Below are 24283 nucleotides of genomic sequence, written 5' to 3'. Positions count from 1 at the left end.
CGGGACGCTGCAGCGGGCGCCGAACGGGCCGGAGAGGGCGATCCGCCCTCGATCGCGGACGCGATCCAGGCCGGTCTCGGCGGCGGGCCCCCGCCCCGACCCGGCGGCGTGCCGGGAACGACGGACGGCCGACCCCCCGCAGGGAGCCGGCCGTCCGGCCTCGCAGGATCTACAGGCCCTGGGAGAGGCGGTAGTACGCCGCGTTCGAGCGGATGTCGGACTCGAAGCCGCGGAGGGTGGTCGACTCGTCGATCACCAGGAGCTCGACGCCGGCGATGCGGGCGAAGTCCTCCCACGCCTCCAGGCCGATCTGCGTCGTCATGACCGTGTGGTGCGCGGCACCGGCGGTGATCCAGGCGGCGGCGCTGGTGCCGAAGTCCGGAGCCGGCTGCCAGACGGCGCGGCCGACGGGCAGGTGCGGCAGCGTCTGGGGCGGCTCGACGTTCCGGACCTTGTTCGCGACCAGGCGGAAGCGCTCGCGGACGTCGCTCAGGGCGACCACCACGGCGGGGCCGGCGTCGGCGGTGAAGACCAGGCGCACCGGGTCCTCGCGGCCGCCGATCCCCAGCGGGTGGATCTCGAGCGAGGCGCGCTTCGACGACAGGGACGGCGACACCTCGAGCATGTGCGCGCCGAGGATGAGCTCCTCGCCGGGCGTCATGTCGTAGGTGTAGTCCTCCATCAGGCTGGTGCCGCCGGTGAGGCCGGCGCCCATGACGGCGGCGATGCGGATGAGGACGGCCGTCTTCCAGTCGCCCTCGCCGCCGAAGCCGTAGCCGTCGGCCATGAGGCGCTGCACGGCGAGTCCGGGGAGCTGGCGGAGCCCGCCGAGGTCCTCGAAGCTGTCGGTGAACGCCTCGAAGCCGCCCTCCTCCAGGAACGAGCGCAGGCCGATCTCGACCGCGGCGCCGTAGCGGAGCGACTCGTGGCGCTCGCCGCCGGGGAGCAGCTCGGGGACCACGTCGTAGCTCTCGACGTACTCCGCGACGAGGGCGTCGATCTGCTCGGAGGTGGCGGCGTCGACGCGCTCGACGAGCTCGTTCACTCCCCAGGTGTTGACGCTGACGCCGAGGCGGATCTCGGCCTCGGTCTTGTCGCCCTCGGTGACGGCGACGTTGCGCATGTTGTCGCCGAAGCGGGCGACCTTCATGCTCTGCGAGGCGGACCAGCCGGCGGCCGCGCGCGACCAGGTGCCGATGGCCTCGGTGACGCGGGCGTCGCTCGCGTGGCCGACGACCGTCTTCCGGGGCACGCTCATCCGGCTGAGGATGTAGCCGTGCTCGCGGTCGCCGTGCGCGGCCTGGTTGAGGTTCATGAAGTCGAAGTCGATGTCCTGCCACGGCAGGGCGACGTTCGCCTGGGTGTGGAAGTGCAGCAGCGGCTTGGCGAGCGCGTCGAAGCCGTGGATCCACATCTTCGAGGGGCTGAAGGTGTGCATCCAGGTGATGACGCCCACGACGGAGTCGTCGGAGTTCGCCTCGATCATGGTGCGGCGGATGGCGTCGGAGCTCTTCAGCACCGGCTTCCACTCGACGGTCACGGGGATCGCGCTCGCCTCGTTGAGCTGCGCGACGACGGCCTGCGACTGCTCGGCGACCTGGCGGAGGGTGTCCTCGCCGTAGAGGTCCTGGCTGCCGGTCAGGAACCAGACGGTGCGGGTGGCGAGGTCGGGGATGATGCTCTGGTACACGCTCATGCGATGGCTCCGGTGGGGTTCTGTCCGTAGACGTTCTGGTAGCGGTCGAACAGGGCGTCGATCGACTCCTGCGGGATGGGGACGAGCTCGCCGCCCTGGCGCGCGAGGTGCACGGTGCGGGCGACGTCCTCGGCCATGACGGCCGCCTTGACGGCGTCCTTCGCGTCCTTGCCGATGGTGAAGACGCCGTGGTTCTGCATCAGGACCGCGCGCGAGCGGTGGCCGCTGAGGGTCGCGACGATGCCGCGGCCGATGGAGTCGTCGCCGATGATCGCGAACGGGCCGATGGGGATCTCCCCGCCGAACTCGTCGGCCATCGCGGTGATGACGCAGGGGATCGACTCGGCGCGGGCCGCCCACGCGGTCGCGTAGGTGGAGTGCGTGTGCACGACTCCGCCGACCTCGGGCATCTCGCGGTACACGTAGGCGTGCGCCGCGGTGTCGCTGGAGGGGCTGCGGTCGCTGCCGGGGGTGCCGGGGACGACGTTCCCGTCGAGGTCGCAGAGGATCATGTTCTCGGGCGCGAGGTCGTCGTAGGAGACGCCGCTGGGCTTGATCACGAAGAGGTCGGCACCGGGCACGCGGCCCGAGATGTTGCCGCCGGTCCAGATGACGAGGCCGTAGCGGACGAGCTCGGAGTGCAGCCGCGCGACGTCCTCGCGGACGCGGGCGATCGCCTCCTCGACGGCGGGGGTCTGGGTGGTCATGCGGTGGCTCCCTGGTTCTGCGGGTCGGTGAGGGTCTCGACGGCGGTCTGCTCGACGGCGAGGCCGGCGCGGTAGCGCTCGAGGTAGGCGGAGAAGCCGGCGACGTCGTCCGCGTCGGGGGCGACGGTCTCGAAGCCGGAGTCGCCGAAGACCTGATCGGTGAGGTACGCGTCGAGCGCGACTCCGCTCTGCAGGCGGTAGGCGGCGAGCACCGCCATGCCCCACGGGCCGCCCTCGGAGGCGGTCGCGGCGACCGAGACGGGGGCGTCGAGCGCGCCGGCGAGGAAGCGCTGGGCGACCCCGGCGGTGCGGAACATGCCTCCGTGCGCGAACATCTCGTCGATCCGCACGCCCTCGCCTGCGAGGACGCGCATGCCCAGCGCCAGGGTGCCGAACACGCCGTAGAGCTGCGCGCGCATGAAGTTGGCGAGCGTGAGGCGCGAGTCGGGGGTGCGAACGACGAGCGGGCGGCCCTCGACCAGGCCGGCGATCGGCTCGCCCGCGAGGTGGTTGTAGGCGAGCAGTCCGCCCGCGTCCGCCTCGCCCTCGAGCGCCTCGGCGAAGAGGGTGCCGTAGACGGCGTCGCTGTCCGAGGGTCCGCCGGATGCGGCGGCGAACCGCGAGAACAGGCCGACCCAGCCGGCGAGCTCGCTGGCTCCGTTGTTGCAGTGGACCATCGCGACGAGGTCGCCGGCGGGGGTCGCGACGAGGTCGAGCTCGTGGTGGACGCTCTCCAAGGGGCCCTCGAGGACGACCATGGCGAAGATGCTGGTGCCGGCGCTGACGTTGCCGGTGCGCGGGGCGACGGAGTTGGTCGCCACCATGCCGGTGCCGGCGTCGCCCTCGGGCGGGCAGGCCGGGGCGCCGGGCCGGAGGGCGCCGGTGGGGTCGAGCAGGAGCGCGCCCTCGGCGGTGAGCGAGCCGGCGTCGGCGCCCGCGGGGAGCACGGCGGGCAGCAGCTCGCGCAGCGGCTTCACGGCGCCGGCCGCGCGCGCGTCGTAGAGGTCGACGACGCGCTGGTCGTAGTCGCGGGTCGCCGGGTCGGTCGGGACCATGCCGGAGGCGTCGCCGACTCCGAGGACCTTCTCGCCGGTGAGGCGCCAGTGCACGTAGCCGGCGAGGGTGGTGAGGAAGTCGATCCGCTCGACGTGCGGCTCGGAGTCGAGGACCGCCTGGTGCAGGTGCGCGAGCGACCAGCGCAGGGGGATGTTGGCGCCGAACAGCTCGGTGAGCTCGGCCGACGCGGGCCCGGTGCTGGTGTTGCGCCAGGTGCGGAAGGGGACGAGCAGCCCGCCGTCCGCATCGAAGGGGAGGTAGCCGTGCATCATCGCCGAGACGCCGAGCGCCCCGACGGAGGAGAGCTGCACGCCGTGGCGCGACGAGGCGTCGGCGACGAGGTCCGCGTAGGCGGCCTGGAGGCCCGCGTGGACGGCGTCGAGGGAGTAGGTCCAGCGGCGGTCGACGAACTGGTTCTCCCACTCGTGGCTGCCGACGGCGAGGACCACGGACGGGTCGGCCGCGTCGACCAGGCACGCCTTGATCCGGGTGGAGCCGAGCTCGATGCCGAGGGCGGTGGCGCCGCTCGTGATCACGTCGGCGGGGGTGGGCCTGCGCTGGTCCATCATGCTCCTCGCTCGGGCGATGTGACCGTTCACAAAGCCCCGGGTCAGCGTAGGCGAAACGGCTCGGGGTCGGCAAGCGAGGGGCCGCCCGACGGGGTCCGACTGCTCCTCCTCCGCCGCAAGCCCCTTCCGCCGGGGCCGCCCGCTTGGTCGCATGAGGCATGCGTGAGATCAGACTCGTCGGACTCGTCACCCGCCTCGAGAACGCCGCCGCCCTCGATCCGCTCGTCGGCCGGGTGAAGCGGGCCGAGAACGCGGTGGTCCGGCCGCAGCCGGTGCGGGACGTGCTGCACGGCGTCCCGGTCGGCCACCCCGTCCATCCGCTGCTCGTCCTCGTGCCCACCGGCGCCTGGGTGTCGGCGGCGGTGCTCGACCTGCTGCCGGGGAACCAGCGCGCGGCGAGGACCCTCGTCGGCGTCGGCGTGATCAGCGTCCTGCCGACCGCCGCCTCCGGCTTCACCGACTGGTCGGAGCTGCACGAGCAGCAGACCCGCGTCGGGCTGGTGCACTCGGCGGCCAACGTGGTCGCGACGGGCCTCTACGCCGCGTCGTGGGTGCAGCGCCGCCGCGGGCGCACCACGAGCGGGAAGGTGCTCGGGATGCTCGGGCTCGCCGTCGTCTCGGGAGGCGGCTACCTGGGCGGCCACCTCAGCTACCGGCAGGCGGCGGGAGCGAACCACGCGGAGGACGTGCCGCACCGCTTCCCCTCGGGCTGGCAGGAGCTCGGCGCCCTGGCGGACCTGCCGGAGCGCACGCCGGTGAGGAGGGAGATCGCGGGCCTCCCCCTGCTCGCCTTCCGGCGGGGCGAGCGGATCGACGTGCTCTCGAACGTCTGCAGTCACCTCTCCGGCCCGCTCGACGAGGGCGAGGTCTCGGCGGACGGCTCGGGGGAGGCGTGCGTCGCCTGCCCGTGGCACGGCAGCGCCTTCTCGCTCGAGACCGGCGAGGTGCTGCGGGGGCCGGCCACCTCGCCGCAGCCGCGGTTCCAGACGCGGGTGCGCGAGGGGCGCGTGGAGGTGCTGCTGCCGCACGCGGGGTGAGGCGGGGGCCGGTGCTGCTCAGGCCTGAGCCGTCGACGCCCGCTCCACCAGCACCGGCGGCACCGGGCGGTCGACGGCGGGCTCCTCGCCGCGCAGCTCCGCGAGCACGACCCCGATCGTGCGGCGGCCGACCTCCGCGAAGTCCTGGCGGATGGTCGTCAGCGGCGGCTGGTAGTGCGCCGCCTCGGGCACGTCGTCGAAGCCGACGACGCTGAGGTCCTCGGGCACGCGCAGTCCCCGCTCGGTGCAGGCGTGCAGGAGTCCGAGGGCCATCTGGTCGTTGCCGGCGAACACCGCGGTCGGCAGAAGCGCGGCTCCGAGGAGGCGGAGGCCGGCGCGGTAGCCGGACTCGGCGCTCCAGTCGCCCTCCACGACGGCGACAGGGTCGAGGCCGGCCGCGCTCATCCCGGCGCCGAAGCCCTCGAGCCGCGCCTGCGCCTCCACCCAGTGCTGCGGACCGGCGAGGTGCGCGATGCGGGTGTGGCCGAGGCCGACGAGGTGCTCGGTCGCCAGTCGCGCTCCGGCCGCCTGGTCGACGAGGAGCAGGGAGTCGGCGCCGCGGTCCGTCGCGCCGAGCGTCACCGACGGGACGCCGATCGCGAGGCTCTCCATCGCCTCCAGCGCGCGCTCCTGCGGGGCGAGGACCACGATCGCCTCCACCGACTCCCGCTGCAGGTGGGCGAGACCGTCGGCCAGCGACTCCGCGTCCGGCGCCGCGTTCACGACCGGGACCCGGTAGCCCGCGTCGCGCGCCGCCTGCTCGATCGCGGCCATCGCGGTGGCGGTGCCGTAGAAGCTGTGGCTCTCGGCGGCGAGGATCCCGATCAGGCCGGAGCGGCTCGTCGCCAGGGCGCGGGCGGCGGCGCTGGGGCGGAAGCCGAGGTCCTCGATCGCGGCGAGCACGCGCTCCCGGGTGCGCGGCCGCAGCTGCGGGCTGTCGTTGAGCACCCGCGAGACCGTCTGGTACGACACTCCGGCCCGCACCGCGACGTCGCGGATGGTCGGCGCGCGGTCGAGGGGCATGGCCACACCGTAGCGGTGCGTGCGCCCCCGCCCCCTCCTGCGAGACGCCTCCCGGGAGCGGGTTCGTCGGCGGGTCGCGTACCGGAGCGGCGTCCCGCGGGCGCGGGTCAGGGGCCGCCGAGCCAGTGGTCGATGCGGTGGTGGTCCGGGGTGAAGCCGTGATCGACGCCCCAGAGGACGGCCTGCGTGCGGCTGGTCGCGCCGATCTTGCCGTAGACGCTGCGGATGTAGGACTTCACCGTGTTGGGGCTGAGGTAGGTGAGCGCGGCGACGTCGGCGTTGCTCTTGCCCTGCGTGATGAGCGCGAGGATCTCCGACTCCCGGTCGGTGATGCCCTCGTGGCGGCCCGGCCAGTCGAGGCCCGGTGCGCTGCCCGCCCGCCGCGGAGGATCGCTGACGACGACCTCGCCCGCCGCCACCCGCTCGAGCGCGGCCACCAGCTCCCGCGCCGGCAGGGTCTTGGAGAGGTAGCCGTGGACGCCCTGCTCGAGGGCGTCCGCGATGAGCGTCGGCGCGAAGTTCCAGGTGTAGACGACCACGTGCTCGGCCCGCTCGTTGCGCACCAGCTCCGCGATCTCGTGGTGGTCCGACTCCGGCTGGGCGAACGAGTCGTAGAGGACGACGTCGATCCGATCGGAGAGGGAGGCGTTCGCGTCGATCTCGGCGACGACCACCCGATCGCGGTAGTGGTCGAACATGTGCGCGAGGCCCGTGAGGACGACGTCGTAGTCGTCGACGAGCGCGACGGTGAGGGGCGCACGGCGGGTCATGGTCGGACGCTACCGCACGGCTCGTCGGGGCGAGCACACCCCCAGGGGTGTACCGGCGCCTCCTCCGGGGTGGTTGCGTAGCCATCGGTCCCGCAACCGCGGAACCGACCAGCGGGCCCCCGCCCGCACAACGGAAGGACGACCGCCATGCTCGGTCTCATCATCAGCCTCATCGTCGTCGGACTCATCGCAGGAGCGCTGGCCCGCCTCATCGTCCCCGGGAAGCAGAGCATCAGCATCGGCATGACCATCGTGCTCGGCATCGTCGGCTCGTTCGTCGGCGGCTTCCTCGGCTTCCTGATCTTCCAGCACGACCCGATGGACGGCTTCTTCCAGCCCGCCGGCATCATCGGCTCGATCATCGGAGCGATCATCGTCCTGCTCGTCTACACCCGCTTCGCCGGCCGCTCCGCCGCGCGACGCTGACCCGCAGCGCACGGCGACAGCGAGGTCGCTGCCGACCCGCCCTCCGCGGGCGTGCAGGCACCACGCGGACCGGCGGCCCCGGCCCGGCTCCCTCCACGGGCCGGGCCGTCGTGCTGTGCGCGGGGTGCCCGGGCGTCGTCCGTGGTCTCCGACGCTGCGTCCGCGGGTGCCGACGCTCCGTCCGCGGAGCCCGCGCCGGATATTCCGACCTCCGCGGATCAGCGGCGGGGTCCGTGGCTGCCGCGTCGGTGGCTGCCGAGGCCGTCGCCGCAGAGTTCGCAGCCGCGCAGTCCGTCGCCGCCCAGCCGCTGCGCACCGGGGTGCGCGATGCTCGGGCGATGCCGCTCGTCGTCCCCGATGCCCTCGTCCCGCTCGCGCTCCGGCTCGCCCGTGCGAACCGCACCTTCGTCAGCGCGGAGGGAGCCCGTCGCCGCATCCGGGAGCGCGCGCTCCGTCCCGCCTCCTACGGCCCGCCGCCCCGCCTCCGGCCCGGCGTGCGCGTCGACGTGGAGCAGGTCGGCTCCTGGCCGGTCTACACGATCCGCCCGCGGGTGATCCGCGGCGGCGTCGTCTACGTCCACGGCGGCGGCTGGGTGAACGAGATCGCGCCCCAGCACTGGTGGCTCGCCGCCCGCATCGCCGACGAGGCCTCCGTCGCGGTGACCCTCCCGATCTACCCGCTCGTGCCCTTCGGCACGGCGCTCGAGGCGCGTGACGGTGTCCGCGCCCTGGTGCTGCGGAGTCTTGAGCGGCACGGGGCGACCTGCCTCGCCGGCGACTCTGCGGGCGGCCAGATCGCCCTCTCGACGGCCCTCGCCCTGCGCGACGAGGGGGTGGTCCTGCCGCGCACGACCCTCGTCTCGCCCGCGCTCGACCTATCCTGGAGCAACCTGCGGATCCCCGAGGTGCAGCCGACCGATCCCTGGCTCGGCACCCCGGGCGGTCGCGTCCTCGCGGAGAGCTGGCGCGGCGCCCTCGACCTGCTCGATCCCGTGGTCAGCCCGCTGTTCGGCGACCTGGCGGGCCTCGGCCCCCTCACCGTCTTCACCGGCACGCGGGACGTCCTCAATCCGGACGCCCACGTGCTGGCCGAGCGGGCGGCGGCCGCCGCGGTCCCGTTCGAGCTCCACGAGGCCGTCGGGCAGGTCCACGTGTACCCGCTCGTGCCCACGCGGGCCGGCCGCGATGCGCAGCACGACCTTGTCGAGGGGCTCCGCGCGGCGGTCTGACCACCGGCCGGCCCGGCAGGCTCCTCTCAGTCCGTCTTCCGGACGGCGGACGGCGCCTCCGCCCGCTCGTCCACGACGTCGAGGCGAGCCAGCGCGTTCGCAGTCCCCCGGCGGCCACGTGTCGCGACCAGGCCGATCATCGCGGCCGCCGCGAGGACGAAGGCGAGCAGCGACCAGAAGCCGCCCTCGACGGCGAGCAGGGTCGACCAGCCGCCCGATCCCGCCGCCCAGCGCACGAGCCGCTGCCAGAGGAGCGGTCGCGGCTCGGGACGCAGGCGCACCACCGTCTCGCCGAGGGTCCGTCCGGACCGCAGCACGATCACGAGCTGGAGCAGCGGAGCGACGAACGGCAGGGCTCCGAGAACCACGTCCCCGGGGCTCGAGCGCGTGTCCACCCCCGCGAGCACGAGGCCGACCCCGGTGATCGAGACGAGCGCGCCCGTGACGAGGCTCAGCGCGAGAACGTCGCAGAACATGCCGAACGCGCGGCGGCGGATCGTGACCGGGCGCGCCAGCTCCGGCACTGCGCCCTCGGTCCGGCGGGTGAAGAGGAGGAGGACGGGGGAGAGGAGGGTGCCGAGCAGGGCGCCGGCCGTGTTGGCCAGCAGGTCGTCGACGTCGAAGAGCCGGTAGGCGCACGGGTAGAGGAACCAGTCGCCCGTGAGCTGCGTGACCTCGATGAGGAGCGAGACGGCGAAGCCGGCGACGGTGCCGCCGATCAGCCCGGCGACGAGGCGCCCGCGCAGAGCGAGGTGGCGGACGAGCATCCCGAGGGGGACGAAGAAGACCACGTTCAGGAGCACCTGCGCGGACGCGGGGTTCGTCAGCAGCGCGCGGGGCCCGTCGATCCCGCCCTCCTTCGCGATGTCGCCGACGAAGGCGAACAGGCGCAGCTGCGGACCCGATCCGGTGCGGCAGGCGGCGGCGACCGTCGCCTCGTCGGGCAGGGGGAGGAGCGTGTAGGTGACGAGGGCGAGCGCGTAGACCACGGCGGCGAAGGCCAGCACCGCGTTGCCGATCCCGAGGACGCCGCGCCGCCGGTACTGCAGGGCGGCCCAGGGCACGAGGCCCACGAGGGCGACGGCGGAGCCGAACAGGAGGGCGAGCACGGCGGAGGTCATGCGTCGACAGTAGGAGCGGAGGCCCTTCTCGACCGCCCGGCGCATCAGGGGCCTCTGACAGCGCGGTTCGTCCCTCCCCAGCGCGGGATGCGGGCGCTCCTCCACGGATCCGAGCGATCCCCGTCCGCCGCCTCCGCGCCCTGCTAGCGTTTCCTGGGTCGCGTCCAAGAAACGCGTGCACCCTCGACCCCTCCACGAAAGACGTCATGCCGCTGCGCTCCCGCCTCCTCGCCCTCCCCGCCGCCGTCGCGGCCGCCGCGCTCCTGCTCAGCGGCTGCACCGCCGAGACGCCGGACGCCTCCAGCACACCCGTCGCCGGCGGGACGCTCACCTACGCGTCCGGCGACGCCGAGCCCACCTGCCTCGACCCGCATGTCGGCGGCAACTACCCGCAGGCGCTCCTCGCGACACAGGTGCTCGAGTCGCTCGTCTCGCGCGACGCCGACGGCACCATCACGCCGTGGCTGGCCGAGTCGTGGACCGTCTCGGACGACGCGCTCAGCTACGACTTCACCCTGCGCGAGGGCGCGACCTTCACCGACGGCACCGCCCTCGACGCGGAGGCGGTCGCCGCGAACATCGCGCACCTGCAGGACCCGGCGACCAAGTCCTCCACCGGCTACCTCGCCGTGGCGAAGGTCGCCTCCGTCACCGCGGTCTCGCCGACCGTCGCCCGCTTCACCCTGACCGCGCCGGACAGTGCGCTGCTCGAGTCGCTCGCGCAGCCGTGGACCGCGATCGAGTCGCCCGCCGGCATCGCCCGCGGCGAGGAGGCGAACTGCGAGGCGCCCGTCGGCACCGGCCCCTTCACCGTCTCGGAGTGGGTCAAGCAGGACCACGTGACCCTCACCCGCAACGAGGCCTACGACGCGTCGACCGGCCCGACCGGGGACGGCCACGAGGGCCCCGCGCACCTGGCGAGCATCACCTGGCGCTTCATCCCCGACTCCGCCACCCGCTACGCGGCGCTGCAGTCGGGCGAGGTCGACGTGCTCGACAACGCCCAGCCCGACACACTGAAGGCCGCGACCGGAGCCACCGACCTCGTCGAGCTCGACGCGCCCCGGCCCGGCTCGGTCAACCGCCTCGAGCTCAACTCCGGGCAGGCGCCGTTCGACGACGAGTCCGTCCGCGAGGCGTTCGTCCGCGGCGTCGGCGTGAAAGACGCGATCGACTCCCTCTTCTTCGGCACCGCCGAGCGCTCCTATTCCCCGCTGTCCAGCCGCGAGGCGACCGCGTACTCCGACCCGTCGCTCTTCGAGGACGCCGGGTCCGACTCCGAGACGGCCGCCGCCGAGGACCTGCTCAAGAAGGCCGGCTGGGTGGACTCGGACGGCGACGGCATCCGCGAGAAGGACGGCACGCCGCTGACGCTGCGCTTCCCCGTCAGCACCAACCAGTCGATCCCGGCCGAGCAGTCGCTGTTCGAGCAGATCCAGGCCTCGGCGAAGACCCTCGGCTTCGACGTGCGGATCAGCCTGCTCGACCTGTCGAGCTGGTACACCGCGCTCGCGTCGAACGAGTACGAGCTGGTGAGCGCCCCGTACACGAAGGTCGGACCCGACGTGCTGCGGATCCTCTACTCCTCCTCGGGCATCACCCCCGCGCCGAGCGGCTACTTCGCCAACCACGCGCAGATCGCCGACCCCGCGCTCGACTCGCTGCTCGAGCAGGCGAGCGCCACGACCGACGAGGACGCCCGCGCCGACCTGTACGAGCAGGCCCAGCGGATCGTCCTCGAGGGCTACTGGATCCTGCCGCTCTACGACCAGCAGAACCACTACCTGCACCGGTCGGCTGTCCAGGGCCTCGTCGCCCTCGACACCGTGTCGACCCCCTGGTTCGCCGACGCCTGGGTCTGACCCGGCCCCGGCGAGCCGCCTGCACCGATCGATGAGCGGACGCGTGCCGGTCGAGTAGCCGCCGCGGCGGCGCATCGAGACCCCGCGATCGGGACGGGCGGATCTCGATGCGTCCGCTCCGCGGGCTGCTCGATCAGCAGGGGTCCGTCCTCCATGCTGGTCGAGTAGCCGCCGACGGTCGCGCATCGAGACCCCGTGCTCCGGAGGGAGCGGACCTCGACGACGCCCCCCTCCACCGCCCCGACCAGAGAGGACGCCCGCCCGCATGATCCGCCGCGTGCTCCTCCGCCTCGGCGGCGCCCTCGTGGTGCTGTGGGCCGTCGCGACCGCCGTCTTCGTCCTCATCCGCCTCGTCCCCGGCGATCCGGCGCAGGCGATCCTCGGCGGTCCGGGCTCGCAGGCGTCGCCCGAGGCGCTCGCCGCGGTGCGGGAGCAGTACGGCCTCGACCAGCCGCTCCTCGTGCAGTACCTGGTGCAGCTCGGCAGGCTCGCGCGCGGCGACGTCGGCACCTCCTACTCCCTGCGCACTCCCGTCGCGCAGATCCTCGGCGAGCAGCTGCCCGGCACCCTCCTGCTCGCCGTGCTCGCGCTCACCGCCGCATGGATCCTGGCGCTCGCGACCGCCCTCTGGTCGACCCGGGGCGGCCGCCTCGCCGCCGCGGTCGGGTCCGGCCTCGAGCTCACGGCGGCCGCGCTCCCGCACTTCTGGCTGGCGACCGTGCTGATCGCCGTCTTCGCGACCGCGCTGCGCTGGCTGCCCCCGGTCAGCACAGGGTCGCCCGCCGGGCTGGTGCTGCCGACGCTCACCCTCGCGATCCCGCTGGCGGGCTTCCTCGGCCAGGTGATGCGCCGCTCCCTCCTCGACGCGCTGGAGTCGCCGTTCGTGCTCGCCGCTCGGGCGCGCGGCGAGGGCGAGCTCGGCGTCCGCGCCCGCCACGCGCTGCGCCACGCGGTGCTGCCAGGGGTCTCGCTCTCGGGCTGGGCGTTCGGCTACCTGATCGGCGGGGCCGTGGTGGTCGAGACGATCTTCGCGAGGCCGGGGCTCGGCCGGACTCTGCTCGCGGCGGTGACGGTCCGTGACGTGCCGGTGGTGACGGGTGTCGTGCTGGTCACGGCGCTGGCGTACATCGTCGTGACCCTCGCCACCGATCTGCTGACCCGCGTGATCGACCCGCGGCTGGCGCGGCGGGAGGCGGTCGCGTGAGCGAGCTCGAGCTGCGCGCCGCCCGCCCGCTCCGCCGGGGTCCCTCCCGCTTCCGCGCCGGCGAGGTGCTGGCCGCGGTCTTCGTGGTGCTGCTCCTGCTCGCCGCCGTCGCGCCCGGGCTGCTCGCCCCCTCCGATCCGCTCGCCGTCGCCCCGCGCGACGCCTTCACCCCACCGGGTGCCGCGCACCTGCTCGGCACCGACGAGTCCGGTCGCGACGTCCTCAGCCGCCTCATCGCGGGGGCGGGCGCATCCCTCCTGATCGGCGCCAGCGCCACCGCGATCGGCCTCGTCCTCGGCGCGGTGCTCGGGGTGGTCGCGGCGTTCGGCGGCCGCGTCGTCGACGGCGTGATCGGCCGCGTGCTCGAGGTGCTCTTCGCCTTCCCCGCGCTCCTGCTCGCGCTGCTCGTGATCGTGGTCACGGGTCCCGGAGTCGTCCCCGCCACCATCGCGGTCGGCCTCTCGACCGCGCCGGGGTACGCCCGCATCCTGCGCACGCAGCTGCTCGGCATCCGCGACTCCGGCTACGTCGAGGCGGCGCGCGTGCTGGGGCACGGACCCGTCCGCATCCTCGTCCGGCACGTCCTCCCCAACACCTTCGGGCCGCTCGCCGTGCTGGCGACCCTCGGCGTCGGCCAGGCGATCGTCTGGGCCTCGGCTCTCAGCTACCTGGGCCTGGGCGCCGAGCCGCCCGCGCCGGAGTGGGGCGCGATGCTCTCGGCGGGCCGCACCTACCTCGCGAGCGCGTGGTGGCTGACCGTGTTCCCGGGGCTGGCGATCGTGCTGACCACGATCGCGACGACGATCCTCGGCGGGCGTCTGCGGGGTGCGCGGTGAGCGCGGTCGTCGTCGAGGTGCTCCGGGTCGCCTTCGACGGAGTCGAGGTGGTGCACGGGGTCTCGTTCCGCGTGGAGCCGGGGGAGTGCGTCGCGATCGTCGGCGAGTCCGGGTCGGGCAAGAGCGTCACCGCGCGAGCGCTGCTGGGGCTGAGCGGAGGCGCCGTGACCGGGAGCGTCCGCGTCGGCGGTACCGAGGTGGTCGGAGCGGGCGAGCGGGAGCTGCGGCGGCTGCGCGGCGGATCCGTCGGCTTCGTCCCGCAGGACGCGCTGCTCTCGCTCGACCCGCTGCGCCCGATCGGCCGCGAGATCGGCGACGTGCTCCGCCTCCACGGCCGCCTCCCCGCGGCCGAGCGCGCGCAGCGGACGGTCGAGGCACTGGCGAGCGTCGGCATGCCGGAGCCGGCTGAGCGGATGCGGGAGCGCTCCGGCGATCTCTCCGGCGGTCTCCGCCAGCGCGCCCTCCTCGCGGCGGCCGTGGCGCTCGATCCGCCGCTGCTCGTCGCCGACGAGCCGACCACCGCGCTCGACGTGACCGTCCAGGCCCGCGTGCTCGAGCTCTTCGCCGGGCAGAAGGCGCGCGGCCGGGCGCTCGTCCTGGTCTCGCACGACCTCGCGGTGGTGGCGGGCCTCGCGGACCGCATCCTCGTGCTCGCGGACGGCCGCGTGGTGGAGGAGGGGACCGCGGCCGAGGTGCTGCGCGCGCCCCGCAGCCCCGAGGCCCGCGCGCTCGTGGCCGCCGTCCCCGCCGGGCGCCCGCGCGGCTCCCGGCTCACCGACCCGACCGCACCGGCGACCCCGCCCGACACCCCCGGCGAGGTCGTGGTCGCGGCCCGCGGACTCGCCGCCCGCTTCCCGCTGCCCGGCGGAGGAGTGCGGGTCGCGGTCGACGACGTCGACCTCCGGCTGCGGCGCGGCGAGACCGTGGGGCTCGTCGGCGAGTCCGGGTCGGGCAAGAGCACGGTGGCCCGGCTCGTGCTGGCGCTGCGGCGTCCGGACGCGGGCGCCGTCGAGCTGTTCGGCGAGCCGTGGTCGGCAGCGACCGAGCGCTCCCGCCGTCCCCGCCGCCCGCGGATCGGCGCCGTCTACCAGGACAGCCTCTCCTCGTTCGACCCGCGCTGGAGCGTCGGCCGCCTCCTCCGCGACGCCGGCGCCGCCTCCGTGCCCGCGCTGCTCGAGAGCGTGGGGCTCGACCCCGCCCTGGAGCGGCGCTCGCCGCGGACCCTCTCCGGCGGTCAGCGCCAGCGCGTCTCGATCGCCCGGGCCCTGGCGACGCGCCCCGACGTGCTGATCTGCGACGAGCCCGTCTCGGCCCTCGACGTGTCGGTGCAGGCGCAGATCCTCGACCTGCTCGACGACCTGCAGCGCCGTCACGGCCTCGCCCTCCTCCTCATCTCGCACGACCTCGGCGTGATCGCCCACATGAGCGATCGCATCGCCGTGATGCGCGAGGGTCGGATCGTCGAGGCGGGGCCGGCCGCGTCGCTCCTCGCCGCACCGCAGGAGGAGTACACGCGCCGCCTGCTCGCCGCCGCCCCTCGCCTCGAGCGCTGAGCCGTCCGCGGCGCGCCCCCCGCGCAAGCCCGCGCCGGGAATCCGCCGCACCTCCACCACGTGTCGGACCTGCGGCGTAGCGTTGCCGAGGTGATGCGCCCGACGACCCAGACCCTCGGCCAGCTCCGTGCCTCCGGGCACGTGCAGAAGAGCCTCCGCACCGAGATCCGCGACAACCTGCTCGACGCCCTGCGCGAGGGCCGCGACCCCTGGCCGGGCCTGCACGGCTTCGCCGAGACGGTCATCCCGCAGGTCGAGCGCGCCGTCATCGCCGGCCACGACATCGTCCTGCTGGGCGAGCGCGGCCAGGGCAAGACCCGCCTCCTGCGCACCCTCGTCGGCCTGCTCGACGAGTGGACGCCCGTCATCGAGGGGTCCGAGCTCGGCGAGCACCCCTACGAGCCGATCACCACGGAGAGCCGCCGCCGCGCGGAGGAGCTGGGCGAGGACCTGCCCGTCGCGTGGAAGTCCCGCGAGGAGCGCTACGTCGAGAAGCTGGCCACCCCCGACACCAGCGTCGCCGACCTCATCGGCGACGTCGACCCGATGAAGGTGGCCGAGGGCCGCAGCCTGGGCGACCCGGAGACCATCCACTTTGGCCTCATCCCGCGCAGCCACCGCGGTATCGTCGCGATCAACGAGCTGCCGGACCTGGCCGAGCGGATCCAGGTCGCCATGCTCAACGTGATGGAGGAGCGCGACATCCAGATCCGCGGCTACGTCCTCCGCCTCCCCCTCGACGTCCTCGTCGTCGCGAGCGCGAACCCGGAGGACTACACGAACCGCGGCCGGATCATCACGCCGCTGAAGGACCGCTTCGGCGCCGAGATCCGCACCCACTACCCGACGGCTCTCGTCGACGAGGTCGCCGTCATCCGGCAGGAGGCGGACCTCGTCGCGACCGTGCCCGATGCGCTCATCGAGATCCTCGCCCGCTTCACGCGGGCCCTGCGCGAGTCGAGCTCCGTCGACCAGCGCAGCGGCGTCAGCGCCCGCTTCGCCATCGCCGGCGCCGAGACGATCGCCGCCGCCGCCCTGCACCGCGCCACCCGCCGCGGCGAGGAGGAGGCGGTCGCCCGCCCCATCGACCTCGAGACCGCCGTCGACGTGCTCGGCGGCAAGATCGAGTTCGAATCGGGGGAGGAGGGCCGCGAGGACGAGATCCTCGACCACCTGCTCCGTCAGGCCACCGCCGAGACCGTCCGCGCCCACCTGCGCGGCGTCGACCTCGGGCCGCTCGTCGAGGCCGTCGAGAACGGCGCGATGATCACGACGGGCGAGCAGGTGACTGCCCGCGAGTTCCTGGCCGGCCTGCCGCTGCTGGGCGAGGCCCGCGTGTACGACGAGGTCGCCGAGCGCCTCGACGCCGTGGGGGAGGGGCGCCGCGCCGGAGCGGTCGAGCTCGCCCTCGAGGGCCTCTACCTCTCGCGCAAGCTGAGCAAGGAGACGGGCGGGGGCGAGGCCGTCTATGGCTGATGGTCCGCGCGGCAACCGCCGGCTGAAGCGCGACGCGCGCTACGCGAAGTACGACGGGGGACCCGATCCGCTCGCTCCTCCCGTCGACCTGAAGGAAGCCCTCGACGCGATCGGCGAGGACGTGATGGGCGGCACCTCGCCCGAGCGCGCCCTGCGCGAGTTCCTCCGCCGTGGCACCCGCGACCGCGAGGGCCTGGACGACCTGGCCACCCGCGTCGCCGAGCGGCGTCGCGAGCTCACGCAGAGGAACAACCTCGACGGCACGCTCCGCGAGATCCGCGAGCTCCTCGACAAGGCCGTCCTCGCCGAGCGCAAGCAGCTCGCCCGCGACACGCAGATGGACGACGGCGACCGCGCGCTCGCAGAGATCCAGCTCGACAGCCTCCCGCCCTCACCGGCCTCGGCCGTCTCGGAGCTCCGCGACTACCGCTGGCAGAGCCCCGAGGCGCGCGCCGACTTCGAGCGGATCCGCGAGCTCCTGGGCCGCGAGATGCTCGACCAGCGCTTCGAGGGGATGAAGCAGGCCCTCGAGAACGCGAGCGACGAGGACCGCGCCGCGATCGACGCGATGCTCCGCGACCTGAACGAGCTGCTCGAGGCGCACGCGCGCGGGGAGGACACCCCCGAGCAGTTCGACGCCTTCATGGAGCAGCACGGCGAGTACTTCCCCGAGGGCCCGGAGTCGGTGGACGAGCTGATCGACGCGCTCGCCGCCCGCGCGGCCGCGGCTCAGCGGATGCGCAACTCGATGACCGCCGAGCAGCGCGCCGAGCTCGACGCCCTCGCCCAGGAGGCCTTCGGCACGCCGGAGCTCATGCAGTCCCTCGGCCGCCTCGACGAGACCCTGCGGGGGCTCCGTCCCGGCGAGGACTGGGGCGGCTCCGAGCGGATGGACGGCGAGCAGGGGCTCGGCCTCGGCGACGGGACGGGCGTGTTCCAGGAGCTGGCCGACCTCGACGCCCTCGCCGACCAGCTCGCGCAGACGGACCGCTCCTCCCTCGACGACCTCGACCTCGACCTGCTGGCGAAGCGCCTCGGCGAGGACGCCTCCGTCGACGCGCAGACGCTGAAGCGCCTGGAGCGGGCCCTGCGCGACTCCGGGACCCTGCGCCGCGGCTCCGACGGCCGCCTCGCCCTCAGCCCGAAGGCCATGCGCCAGCTCGGGAAGGCGCTCCTGCGCGACATAGCCGAGACCGTCTCCGGCCGTCAGGGCGCCCGCGACGTCCGGCGTGCGGGCGCGGCGGGCGAGCGCTCCGGAGCGACGCGCTCGTGGGAGTTCGGCGACGCCGAGGCCTGGGACATCCCCCGCACGGTGACCAACGCCCTCACCCGCAGCGCCGGCGAGGGCCGGCCGGTCGGCTCGGGGGTGCGCATCCGGATCGACGACGTCGAGGTGCAGGAGACGGAGGCGCGCACGCAGGCCTGTGTCGCGCTCCTCGTCGACACGTCGTTCTCGATGGCGATGGACGGCCGCTGGGTGCCGATGAAGCGCACCGCCCTCGCCCTGCACACCCTGATCAGCAGCCGGTTCCGCGGAGACGCGCTGCAGCTCGTCGCCTTCGGCCGCCGCGCCGAGGTGATGGACGTCGAGCAGCTGGTGGGCCTGGACGCGGAGTGGGACAAGGGCACGAACCTGCACCACGCGCTGCTGCTGGCCAACCGGCACTTCCGCAAGCACCCGAATGCGCAGCCGGTGCTGCTCATCGTCACCGACGGCGAGCCGACCGCGCACCTCGAGCCCGACGGCGGCGTCTTCTTCGACTACCCGCCGGACCCGCTGACGGTCGCCGTCTCGGTCCGCGAGCTCGACGCGTCGCTCCGCCTCGGCGCGCACACCACGTTCTTCCGCCTGGGCGACGACCCGGGCCTCGCGCGCTTCATCGACTCGCTCGCCCGTCGGGTCGGCGGCTCGGTGGTGAACCCGGAGGCGGAGGACCTGGGAGCGGCCGTCGTCTCCTCCTACCTCGGCGCTCGCGGCGCGGGTCCGGGAGGCGGCGGAGCGCCGGGCGAGGAGCTGTTCGGCCGCGGCTGGAGCTTCTGAGCCGCTCAGGATGCAGGAGGGACCCGCTCCCGCCCCTGAGGATCAGCGCGTCCCCGTCGCTCCTGCGGCGTTCGTCCTGATCTCCGACCGCCCCCGGCTCAGAACAGCGGCCAGGGCACCGCGGGCATCCCGCCCCGCGGGCCCGGGAAGCGGCCGAAGGAGCCGAGCCGCTCGCAGCGCTTCGCGAACGCGGCGACCTCGTCCTCGGTGAGCAGCTCCGAGAGCGCCTCGCCGAGCGGTCCGTCGATCTGCGCGCGCAGGAGCGCCAGCGCCGTCAGCTCCTCCTCGAGCAGCGGTTCGCCGATCCAGCCCCAGAGGACCGTGCGCAGCTTGTGCTCGGAGTGGAAGGTGAGGCCGTGGTCGACCCCGTAGCGGTGGCCGTCGGGCAGCGCGAGCACGTGCCCGCCCTTCCGGTCCGCGTTGTTGGCGACCACGTCGAACACGGCCATCCGGCGCAGCGCCGTCGAGTCCTCGTGCACGAGGGAGATGTCGCGGTCCTCCTCGTCGCTGCCGTCGAGGACGTGCCGCCATCCGTCGGGCACGGCGTCGGTGGGCACCAGGTCGACCGCGTCCTGGTCCGGATCGATGTCCTGCCAGAGCTGGACCATGCCCGGCCCGAGCGGACCGTCGCGGAGCCACGTGCGCGGCACCACGTTCCAGCCGAGCGCCTCCGAGACCAGGTACGCGGCGACCTCGCGGCCCGCGAGCACGCCGTCGGGGAAGTCCCACAGCGGCTTCTCGCCCGAGATCGGCTTGTAGACGACGGACGTCTCGCCGAGCTGCGCGAGGAACGTCGCGTTCGAGGCGATCGTGATCCGGCCGGCCAGCTCCAGCTCGCCGTCGAGCCCGCCCGGGTCGCTCATGCGAGCGGGCAGTCGTGCCCGTCGGGATCCATCGGCTCGCCGCAGCGGGGGCAGAGCGGACGTCCGGCGCCGATGACCTCGAGGGTGCGCTTCGCGAAGGCGCGCGCCGTTCCGACCGGGATCTTCACCTGCAGCATCTCGGTGGGCTCGGGCTCCTCCTCGGAGTCGTCCTCCACCTCGGTCAGCGGGTAGGCCTCGATCACGATCTGCGCGGTGGACGGGTCCCAGCCGAGGCTGAGCCCGCCGACGCGGAACTCGGGCTCCACGGGCTGGTCGAGCGGGTCGTTGTCGACGAGCTCCGGGGGAGTGCCGGCGGGGACGCTGACCGGGTTGCCCTGGGCGGTCATCAGCTGGTCGAGGATCTCGTCGATCTTCTCGGCGAGGAGGGCCGACTGCTGCTTCTCGAGGCCGACGCTGACCACGCGGGGCCCGGTCTTGGCCTGGAGGTAGAAGGAACGCGAGCCGGGTGAGCCGACGGTCCCCACGACGACGCGATCGGGCCAGTCGAATCCGTGCACGATCGGAGGCATGCCCCCAGTCTACGAGCGCCCGCCTCCGCGGTGGCTGCGCGCGTCGGGCTCGGGCGGCCTGCTGATCGAGCAGCCCGCCCCTCCTGCTGACCGAGCCCCCCCGCGGAGCGGGCGCATCGAGATCCACCGCCGCCGAGCACCCGCGTCCCTGCCGCTCGATCGAGCCCTGAAGCGGCCCTCCGGAACCCCGCCTACTCGTGCCCCGCCCCGCCCCCCACGGCGGCGTCCGCCACGGGGGCCGCCTTCCGCAGCCAGCCCAGGTCCCCGGCGTCCGTGTTCATCGAGACGACCTCCGGCCGCCCCGCGCCGTAGCGGATGATCGACACCGACGCCGGTCCGACGCTGAGCCTCTGGAACAGGTCGAGGTGCATGCCGAGCGCGTCCGCGAGGATCGCCTTGATCGTGTCTCCGTGGCTGACCGCCGCCCACACCGCGACGGCCCCGTGCTCCTCCGCCACCGCCGCGTCGTGCCGGCGGATCGCCGACACGGCCCGGGCCTGCATCGCGAGCATCCCCTCGCCGCCGGGGAAGACCACCGCGGAGGGCTGGTTCTGCACCGTCGCCCAGAGCGGCTCCGTCGCGAGATCCCGCAGCGAGCGCCCCGACCAGTCGCCGTAGTCGCACTCGGTGATGCCCTTGTCGATCACCGTCGCCGGCGATCCCGTCTGCCGCTCGAGGACGAAGCGCGTGGTCTGCCGGCACCGCTCGAGCGGGCTCGACACCACGGTCGCGAGCTCGACCGCCGCCAGCCGCTCCCCGGTGCGCGCCGCCTGCGTGCGTCCGACGTCGTCGAGCCGCACTCCGGCGGTGCGTCCGGCGAGGATCCCCGCGGTGTTCGCGGTGGTGCGTCCGTGCCGGACGAGGAGGAGCGTGGGCATGGGGCCAGCGTAGGCGGCCGTGCTCCGCCCCGCCCCGTCGAGCCGCCGGGGTCGCGCCGGTGCGTTCCGCGCGACTCCATCGCGGGACGGATGCCCCGACCGCAGCGCCTGCCTAGGGTGGAGGAGCGGCCGCCCACCGCGGCCCGGAAGGGACACACATGGACGGGACGACGCCCCCCGGCATTCCCCAGGACGGCACGGACACCGAGAGCCCCGCCGCGCGCATCGCCGCCGACGGCACCGACTCCGCGCACACCGACTCCGCGCACACCGACTCCGCGCACACCGACTCCGCGACCCCCGCGTGGGCCGCCCCCGAGGCCTCCGGCCGCCACGGCGAGGTCGCTCTGCGGATCCGCGGCCTCCGCAAGCGCTTCGGCGACAAGGAGGCCGTGAAGGACATCGACCTCGACGTCCCCGCCGGCTCCTTCTTCGGGCTCGTCGGCCCCAACGGCGCGGGCAAGACGACGACCCTCTCGATGGCCACGGCCCTGCTCCGCCCCGACAGCGGCGTCGTCACGATCCACGAGGTCGACGTCTGGAAGGACACCCTCGAGGCGAAGCGGCTGATCGGCGTCCTCGCCGACGGCGTCAAGCTGTTCGACCGCCTCACCGGTCTCCAGCTCGTCACCTACTACGGCCTGCTCTGCGGGCTCGAGCGCTCCGTCGTCGTCGAGCGGACCGACGACCTCCTCGCCCTGCTCGGCCTCGATCCGGCCGACCGCACGCTCGTCGTGGACTACTCCGCGGGCATGACCAAGAAGATCGCGCTCGCCTGCGCGCTCGTGCGCGCCCCGCGCCTCCTGGTGCTCGACGAGCCGTTCGAGTCGGTCGACCCGGTCTCGGCGGCGAACATCCGCGACATCCTGACCGGCTTCGTCGCGTCGGGCGGCACGGTCATCGTCTCGTCCCACTCCATGGACCTCGTCGAGCGGATGTGCGACCGGGTCGCCGTCATCGCCGACGGCCGCGTGCTCGCCTCCGGCACCCTCGAGGAGGTCCGCGCCGGCTCCAGCCTCGAGGAGCGCTTCGTCGAGCTGGTCGGCGGCCGCACCCACCAGGAGGGACCGGCATGGTTGCGCATCTCCTGAGGCTGCGGCTGCTCCTGCTCCGCAACTCGCTGACGCGGAACGTGTGGCAGCTGATCGGCGTGATCCTCGGCGGTCTCTACGCGATCGCGGTGCTCGGCCTGGTCGCGGCCGGCCTGGTCGCGCTCGGAGGCACGGACCCGGCGTTCGCGAACGTCGCGATCGTCCTCGGCGGATCCGCTCTGATCCTCGGCTGGGTGCTCGGGCCGATCTTCCTGTCCGGCTCCGACCAGAGCCTCGACCTGCCCACCCTCGCGACGTTCCCGATCCCGCTGCGGACCCTCCTCCTCGGGCTCGCCGCCGCGGGCCTCGCGGGCATCCCCGGCGTGGTGACCACGCTCGGGGCGCTCGCCTCCGCCGCCGCCTGGTGGAGCCGTCCGATCGGCATCCTGCCCGGCCTCGTCGCTGCGGTGATCGGCGTCGCGACCTGCGTGGTCGCGTCCCGCCTGATCGGCGCGCTCACCACGGGCCTGGGCTCGAGCCGCCGCTACCGCGAGGTGATCGGCGGCGTCGTGCTCGTCGTCGTCATCCTGCTCGGACCTCTCTTCTTCGGCCTGACCAACGTGATCCGCGACGGCCTGGACGTCCTGCCCGTGATCGCGGGCGCCCTCGGCTGGTCGCCGCTCGGCGCGATCTGGGCCGTCCCCGGATCCGTCGTCGCGGGCGACTGGGTCGCGGCGATCGCGCGCCTGCTGATCGGGCTCGCGACGCTGGCCGTCCTCGTCTGGGCGTGGGCCCGGGCGCTGCGGCACGCGCTCGCGGAGCCCGCCGCGTCCGGCGCGCACTCCGCCTCCGGATCCGCGGGCCTCGGCCTGTTCGGGCGCTTCCCCGGCACCCCGACCGGCGCCGTCGCCGCGCGTGCCCTCGGCTATTGGTGGCGCGACCCGCGCTACAGCCGCGGGCTCCTCGTCATCCCCGCCGTCGTCGTCCTCGCGGTCTTCTACTCCGCGATCGGCAGCGGGGGCGACACCTTCGTGCTGCTCTCGGCCGTGCTCGTCGGCCTGATCTTCGGCGTGACCCTCTGCGCCGACGTGTCGTACGACGGCACCGCCTGGGCGGCGCACGTCAGCTCCGGAGTGACGGGGTCGGCCGACCGCGCCGGTCGCGTCGTCGCCGCCGCGATCATCGGCATCCCTGCGGTCGTCGTCGTGGCGGTGGGCACCGCGCTGTACGCGGGACGCGCCGACGCGATCCCGGCCGTGCTGGGCATGGCGCTGGCCCTCGTGCTCAGCGGGTTCGGAGTGTCGAGCGTCGCCTCGTCGCTCGTCGTCTACCCCGTGCCCGGGCCGGGGGACAGCCCGCTGAAGACGCCGCCGGGCTCCGGGATGATCTCGAGCGTCGTGATGCTGGGGAGCATGGCCGCGACCGGCCTGCTGGCGCTCCCGTCGATCGTCCTCGGCGCGATCTCGCTCATCGGCGGCGACCCGGCCTTCGGCCTGATCGGACTGGCGGCCGCCCTCGTGCTGGGCACCGTCTTCGCGCTGGTCGGCATCCGCGTCGGCGGTCGGATCGTCGACCGCCGAGCGCCGGAGCTGTTCGCCGCCCTCGTGACGATCGGCTGACGCGGGTGGCGGGGCGCGGGTGGGCGGTTCCCGCCCGCTCCCCGTCTCCGCCCCGCTCCTCGCCCCCGCGAGTGCGCGAAAGTTGTCGCACTCGAGCTCGAGTGCGACAACTCCTGCACACTCGCGGGAGCCGGTGAGGACCGCGCGCACCCGCGAGTGGCCGCGCGCCCGCGAAGGCCCGCACACAGGAGCCGCGGCAGAATGTGGACATGCGCAGCCTCGAAGTCCTCCTCGATCCGGAGTCGGAGGCTCGCGTCCGCAGCCAGTGGGAGGCGCTCGAGGCGGCCGGCATCCCGAGCCTCGCCCTGCACACGTCCGCCAGCAACCGCCCGCACCTCACCCTGGTCGCCGGGCCCGAGCTGACCGCCCCGGAGCCGGGCGCGCTCGGTCCGCTGCCGGCGACGGCCGACCTGGGCGCCGTCCTCCTCTTCCCGCACGCCGGGCGCTTCGTCCTCGCCTGGGGAGTGGTCCGCTCGCCCGCCCTCGACGCGCTGCACGATCGGGCCACGCGCCTCGTGCCGGGCGGCGTCGACACCTCGCTGCCGGACGCCTGGACGCCGCACATCAGCGTCTCGCGCCGCCTCCGCGCCGAGCAGCTCGGCGACGCCGTCCCCCTCCTCGGCGAGCCGTTCACCGTCGGCCTCGCGGGCGTCCGCTTCTGGGACGGCGACACCCGCACCCTCACCGACCTCTGATCCGGGCGCCGCAGAAGACCCCCGACCTCCCCGCAGCCGCCTCCCCAGCTCCCTCCCTGCA

Annotated in this window: 21 protein-coding genes; 12 read left to right on the top strand and 9 right to left on the bottom strand. The window is 74.2% G+C overall.

From position 1 onward, the window contains the following. Window positions 1–169: 169 nt before the first annotated feature. From araA to C5B95_RS03610, 3 genes are read right to left on the bottom strand one after another with little or no spacing between them, the layout of a single operon-like run. Window positions 170–1696: an L-arabinose isomerase gene (araA, locus tag C5B95_RS03620; RefSeq protein ID WP_104348488.1), complete on the bottom strand. Its 1527-nt coding sequence runs from the start codon at window positions 1694–1696 to the stop codon at window positions 170–172. Further along, window positions 1693–2403 (bottom strand): L-ribulose-5-phosphate 4-epimerase, encoded by a 711-nt coding sequence (locus tag C5B95_RS03615; RefSeq protein WP_104224687.1) that lies wholly within the window; start codon window positions 2401–2403, stop codon window positions 1693–1695. The genes araA and C5B95_RS03615 overlap by 4 nt, the downstream gene beginning before the upstream one ends. Further along, complete coding sequence (locus C5B95_RS03610; RefSeq protein ID WP_104291772.1) at window positions 2400–4025, bottom strand: xylulokinase; 1626 nt, start codon at window positions 4023–4025, stop codon at window positions 2400–2402. Before C5B95_RS03610 ends, C5B95_RS03615 begins: the two co-directional genes overlap by 4 nt. A 161-nt stretch (window positions 4026–4186) precedes the next feature. Between C5B95_RS03610 and C5B95_RS03605 the strand changes: the two genes are divergently transcribed. Beyond that, on the top strand, window positions 4187–5065 hold the full coding sequence (locus tag C5B95_RS03605) for a Rieske 2Fe-2S domain-containing protein (RefSeq protein ID WP_104348487.1): 879 nt from the start codon (window positions 4187–4189) through the stop codon (window positions 5063–5065). Between the two features lie 18 nt (window positions 5066–5083). Here the strand turns inward: C5B95_RS03605 and C5B95_RS03600 are convergent, their stop codons facing one another. Continuing rightward, window positions 5084–6088 (bottom strand): LacI family DNA-binding transcriptional regulator, encoded by a 1005-nt coding sequence (locus C5B95_RS03600; protein ID WP_104348486.1) that lies wholly within the window; start codon window positions 6086–6088, stop codon window positions 5084–5086. A 107-nt stretch (window positions 6089–6195) separates the two neighbouring features. Then, window positions 6196–6858 (bottom strand): response regulator transcription factor, encoded by a 663-nt coding sequence (locus C5B95_RS03595; protein WP_104225041.1) that lies wholly within the window; start codon window positions 6856–6858, stop codon window positions 6196–6198. A 147-nt stretch (window positions 6859–7005) separates the two neighbouring features. Here C5B95_RS03595 and C5B95_RS03590 point away from each other — a divergent pair, with 147 nt between their 5' ends. Continuing rightward, complete coding sequence (locus tag C5B95_RS03590; RefSeq protein WP_104225042.1) at window positions 7006–7284, top strand: GlsB/YeaQ/YmgE family stress response membrane protein; 279 nt, start codon at window positions 7006–7008, stop codon at window positions 7282–7284. A gap of 233 nt (window positions 7285–7517) precedes the next feature. Beyond that, window positions 7518–8513: an alpha/beta hydrolase gene (locus tag C5B95_RS03585; protein ID WP_258059769.1), complete on the top strand. Its 996-nt coding sequence runs from the start codon at window positions 7518–7520 to the stop codon at window positions 8511–8513. A gap of 26 nt (window positions 8514–8539) precedes the next feature. On the opposite strand, the gene C5B95_RS03580 is transcribed toward C5B95_RS03585, so the two are convergent. After that, a complete protein-coding gene (locus C5B95_RS03580) occupies window positions 8540–9634 on the bottom strand; it encodes a VanZ family protein (protein WP_181067986.1) in 1095 nt (364 codons plus the stop codon). A gap of 206 nt (window positions 9635–9840) precedes the next feature. On the opposite strand from C5B95_RS03580, the gene C5B95_RS03575 reads away from it, so the two are divergent. The 6 genes from C5B95_RS03575 (at window position 9841) to C5B95_RS03550 (ending at window position 18606) form a co-directional block, all read left to right on the top strand. After that, on the top strand, window positions 9841–11496 hold the full coding sequence (locus tag C5B95_RS03575) for an ABC transporter substrate-binding protein (protein WP_104348484.1): 1656 nt from the start codon (window positions 9841–9843) through the stop codon (window positions 11494–11496). Window positions 11497–11761: 265 nt separating this feature from the next. Further along, complete coding sequence (locus C5B95_RS03570) at window positions 11762–12700, top strand: ABC transporter permease (RefSeq protein ID WP_104348483.1); 939 nt, start codon at window positions 11762–11764, stop codon at window positions 12698–12700. After that, entirely contained in the window at window positions 12697–13536 is an 840-nt protein-coding gene (locus tag C5B95_RS03565; protein ID WP_104348482.1) for an ABC transporter permease, read from the top strand. Before C5B95_RS03570 ends, C5B95_RS03565 begins: the two co-directional genes overlap by 4 nt. Beyond that, on the top strand, window positions 13533–15089 hold the full coding sequence (locus tag C5B95_RS03560; RefSeq protein ID WP_104348481.1) for an ABC transporter ATP-binding protein: 1557 nt from the start codon (window positions 13533–13535) through the stop codon (window positions 15087–15089). The genes C5B95_RS03565 and C5B95_RS03560 overlap by 4 nt, the downstream gene beginning before the upstream one ends. 93 nt (window positions 15090–15182) lie before the next feature. Further along, entirely contained in the window at window positions 15183–16565 is a 1383-nt protein-coding gene (locus C5B95_RS03555; RefSeq protein WP_104258216.1) for a magnesium chelatase, read from the top strand. After that, on the top strand, window positions 16558–18606 hold the full coding sequence (locus C5B95_RS03550; RefSeq protein WP_104348480.1) for a VWA domain-containing protein: 2049 nt from the start codon (window positions 16558–16560) through the stop codon (window positions 18604–18606). Before C5B95_RS03555 ends, C5B95_RS03550 begins: the two co-directional genes overlap by 8 nt. A 98-nt stretch (window positions 18607–18704) precedes the next feature. Here C5B95_RS03550 and C5B95_RS03545 read toward each other — a convergent pair whose 3' ends face one another. The 3 genes from C5B95_RS03545 to C5B95_RS03535 all read right to left on the bottom strand — a co-directional run bounded on the left by C5B95_RS03545 (window position 18705) and on the right by C5B95_RS03535 (window position 20877). Beyond that, window positions 18705–19469 (bottom strand): SCO1664 family protein, encoded by a 765-nt coding sequence (locus C5B95_RS03545; RefSeq protein ID WP_104348479.1) that lies wholly within the window; start codon window positions 19467–19469, stop codon window positions 18705–18707. After that, the gene (locus C5B95_RS03540) at window positions 19466–19999 is read right to left on the bottom strand and encodes a DUF3090 domain-containing protein (RefSeq protein ID WP_104348478.1); all 534 of its coding nucleotides are present in this window, start codon (window positions 19997–19999) and stop codon (window positions 19466–19468) included. Before C5B95_RS03540 ends, C5B95_RS03545 begins: the two co-directional genes overlap by 4 nt. Before the next feature lie 191 nt (window positions 20000–20190). After that, complete coding sequence (locus C5B95_RS03535; protein WP_104348477.1) at window positions 20191–20877, bottom strand: histidine phosphatase family protein; 687 nt, start codon at window positions 20875–20877, stop codon at window positions 20191–20193. 158 nt (window positions 20878–21035) lie between these two features. Here C5B95_RS03535 and C5B95_RS03530 point away from each other — a divergent pair, with 158 nt between their 5' ends. The 3 genes from C5B95_RS03530 to C5B95_RS03520 all read left to right on the top strand — a co-directional run bounded on the left by C5B95_RS03530 (window position 21036) and on the right by C5B95_RS03520 (window position 24222). After that, window positions 21036–21968 carry an ABC transporter ATP-binding protein gene (locus C5B95_RS03530; protein WP_104348476.1) on the top strand — a complete coding sequence of 311 codons (933 nt, stop codon included), beginning with the start codon at window positions 21036–21038 and terminating at the stop codon, window positions 21966–21968. Next, on the top strand, window positions 21950–23527 hold the full coding sequence (locus C5B95_RS03525; RefSeq protein ID WP_104345471.1) for a transporter: 1578 nt from the start codon (window positions 21950–21952) through the stop codon (window positions 23525–23527). The genes C5B95_RS03530 and C5B95_RS03525 overlap by 19 nt, the downstream gene beginning before the upstream one ends. A 209-nt stretch (window positions 23528–23736) precedes the next feature. After that, window positions 23737–24222 (top strand): 2'-5' RNA ligase family protein, encoded by a 486-nt coding sequence (locus tag C5B95_RS03520; protein WP_104226039.1) that lies wholly within the window; start codon window positions 23737–23739, stop codon window positions 24220–24222. Window positions 24223–24283: the final 61 nt, after the last annotated feature.

It is taken from the genome of Rathayibacter sp. AY1A7 (genome assembly GCF_002930845.1).
Classification (GTDB): Bacteria; Actinomycetota; Actinomycetes; order Actinomycetales; family Microbacteriaceae; genus Rathayibacter.
Note: the sequence above shows the minus strand (reverse complement) of the source record. Positions and strands in the feature narration are given on the sequence as shown.

Bases quoted from the DNA above. Each gene is read 5' to 3' on its own strand.
- C5B95_RS03605 (WP_104348487.1), top strand. From the start codon at position 4,187: ATGCGTGAGATCAGACTCGTCGGACTCGTCACCCGCCTCGAGAACGCC.
- C5B95_RS03570 (WP_104348483.1), top strand. From the start codon at position 11,762: ATGATCCGCCGCGTGCTCCTCCGCCTCGGCGGCGCCCTCGTGGTGCTG.
- C5B95_RS03550 (WP_104348480.1), top strand. From the start codon at position 16,558: ATGGCTGATGGTCCGCGCGGCAACCGCCGGCTGAAGCGCGACGCGCGC.
- C5B95_RS03590 (WP_104225042.1), top strand. From the start codon at position 7,006: ATGCTCGGTCTCATCATCAGCCTCATCGTCGTCGGACTCATCGCAGGA.
- C5B95_RS03520 (WP_104226039.1), top strand. From the start codon at position 23,737: ATGCGCAGCCTCGAAGTCCTCCTCGATCCGGAGTCGGAGGCTCGCGTC.
- C5B95_RS03540 (WP_104348478.1), bottom strand. From the start codon at position 19,999: ATGCCTCCGATCGTGCACGGATTCGACTGGCCCGATCGCGTCGTCGTG.
- C5B95_RS03595 (WP_104225041.1), bottom strand. From the start codon at position 6,858: ATGACCCGCCGTGCGCCCCTCACCGTCGCGCTCGTCGACGACTACGAC.
- C5B95_RS03610 (WP_104291772.1), bottom strand. From the start codon at position 4,025: ATGGACCAGCGCAGGCCCACCCCCGCCGACGTGATCACGAGCGGCGCC.
- araA (WP_104348488.1), bottom strand. From the start codon at position 1,696: ATGAGCGTGTACCAGAGCATCATCCCCGACCTCGCCACCCGCACCGTC.
- C5B95_RS03525 (WP_104345471.1), top strand. From the start codon at position 21,950: ATGGTTGCGCATCTCCTGAGGCTGCGGCTGCTCCTGCTCCGCAACTCG.
- C5B95_RS03545 (WP_104348479.1), bottom strand. From the start codon at position 19,469: ATGAGCGACCCGGGCGGGCTCGACGGCGAGCTGGAGCTGGCCGGCCGG.
- C5B95_RS03530 (WP_104348476.1), top strand. From the start codon at position 21,036: ATGGACGGGACGACGCCCCCCGGCATTCCCCAGGACGGCACGGACACC.
- C5B95_RS03535 (WP_104348477.1), bottom strand. From the start codon at position 20,877: ATGCCCACGCTCCTCCTCGTCCGGCACGGACGCACCACCGCGAACACC.
- C5B95_RS03615 (WP_104224687.1), bottom strand. From the start codon at position 2,403: ATGACCACCCAGACCCCCGCCGTCGAGGAGGCGATCGCCCGCGTCCGC.
- C5B95_RS03575 (WP_104348484.1), top strand. From the start codon at position 9,841: ATGCCGCTGCGCTCCCGCCTCCTCGCCCTCCCCGCCGCCGTCGCGGCC.
- C5B95_RS03555 (WP_104258216.1), top strand. From the start codon at position 15,183: ATGCGCCCGACGACCCAGACCCTCGGCCAGCTCCGTGCCTCCGGGCAC.
- C5B95_RS03600 (WP_104348486.1), bottom strand. From the start codon at position 6,088: ATGCCCCTCGACCGCGCGCCGACCATCCGCGACGTCGCGGTGCGGGCC.
- C5B95_RS03580 (WP_181067986.1), bottom strand. From the start codon at position 9,634: ATGACCTCCGCCGTGCTCGCCCTCCTGTTCGGCTCCGCCGTCGCCCTC.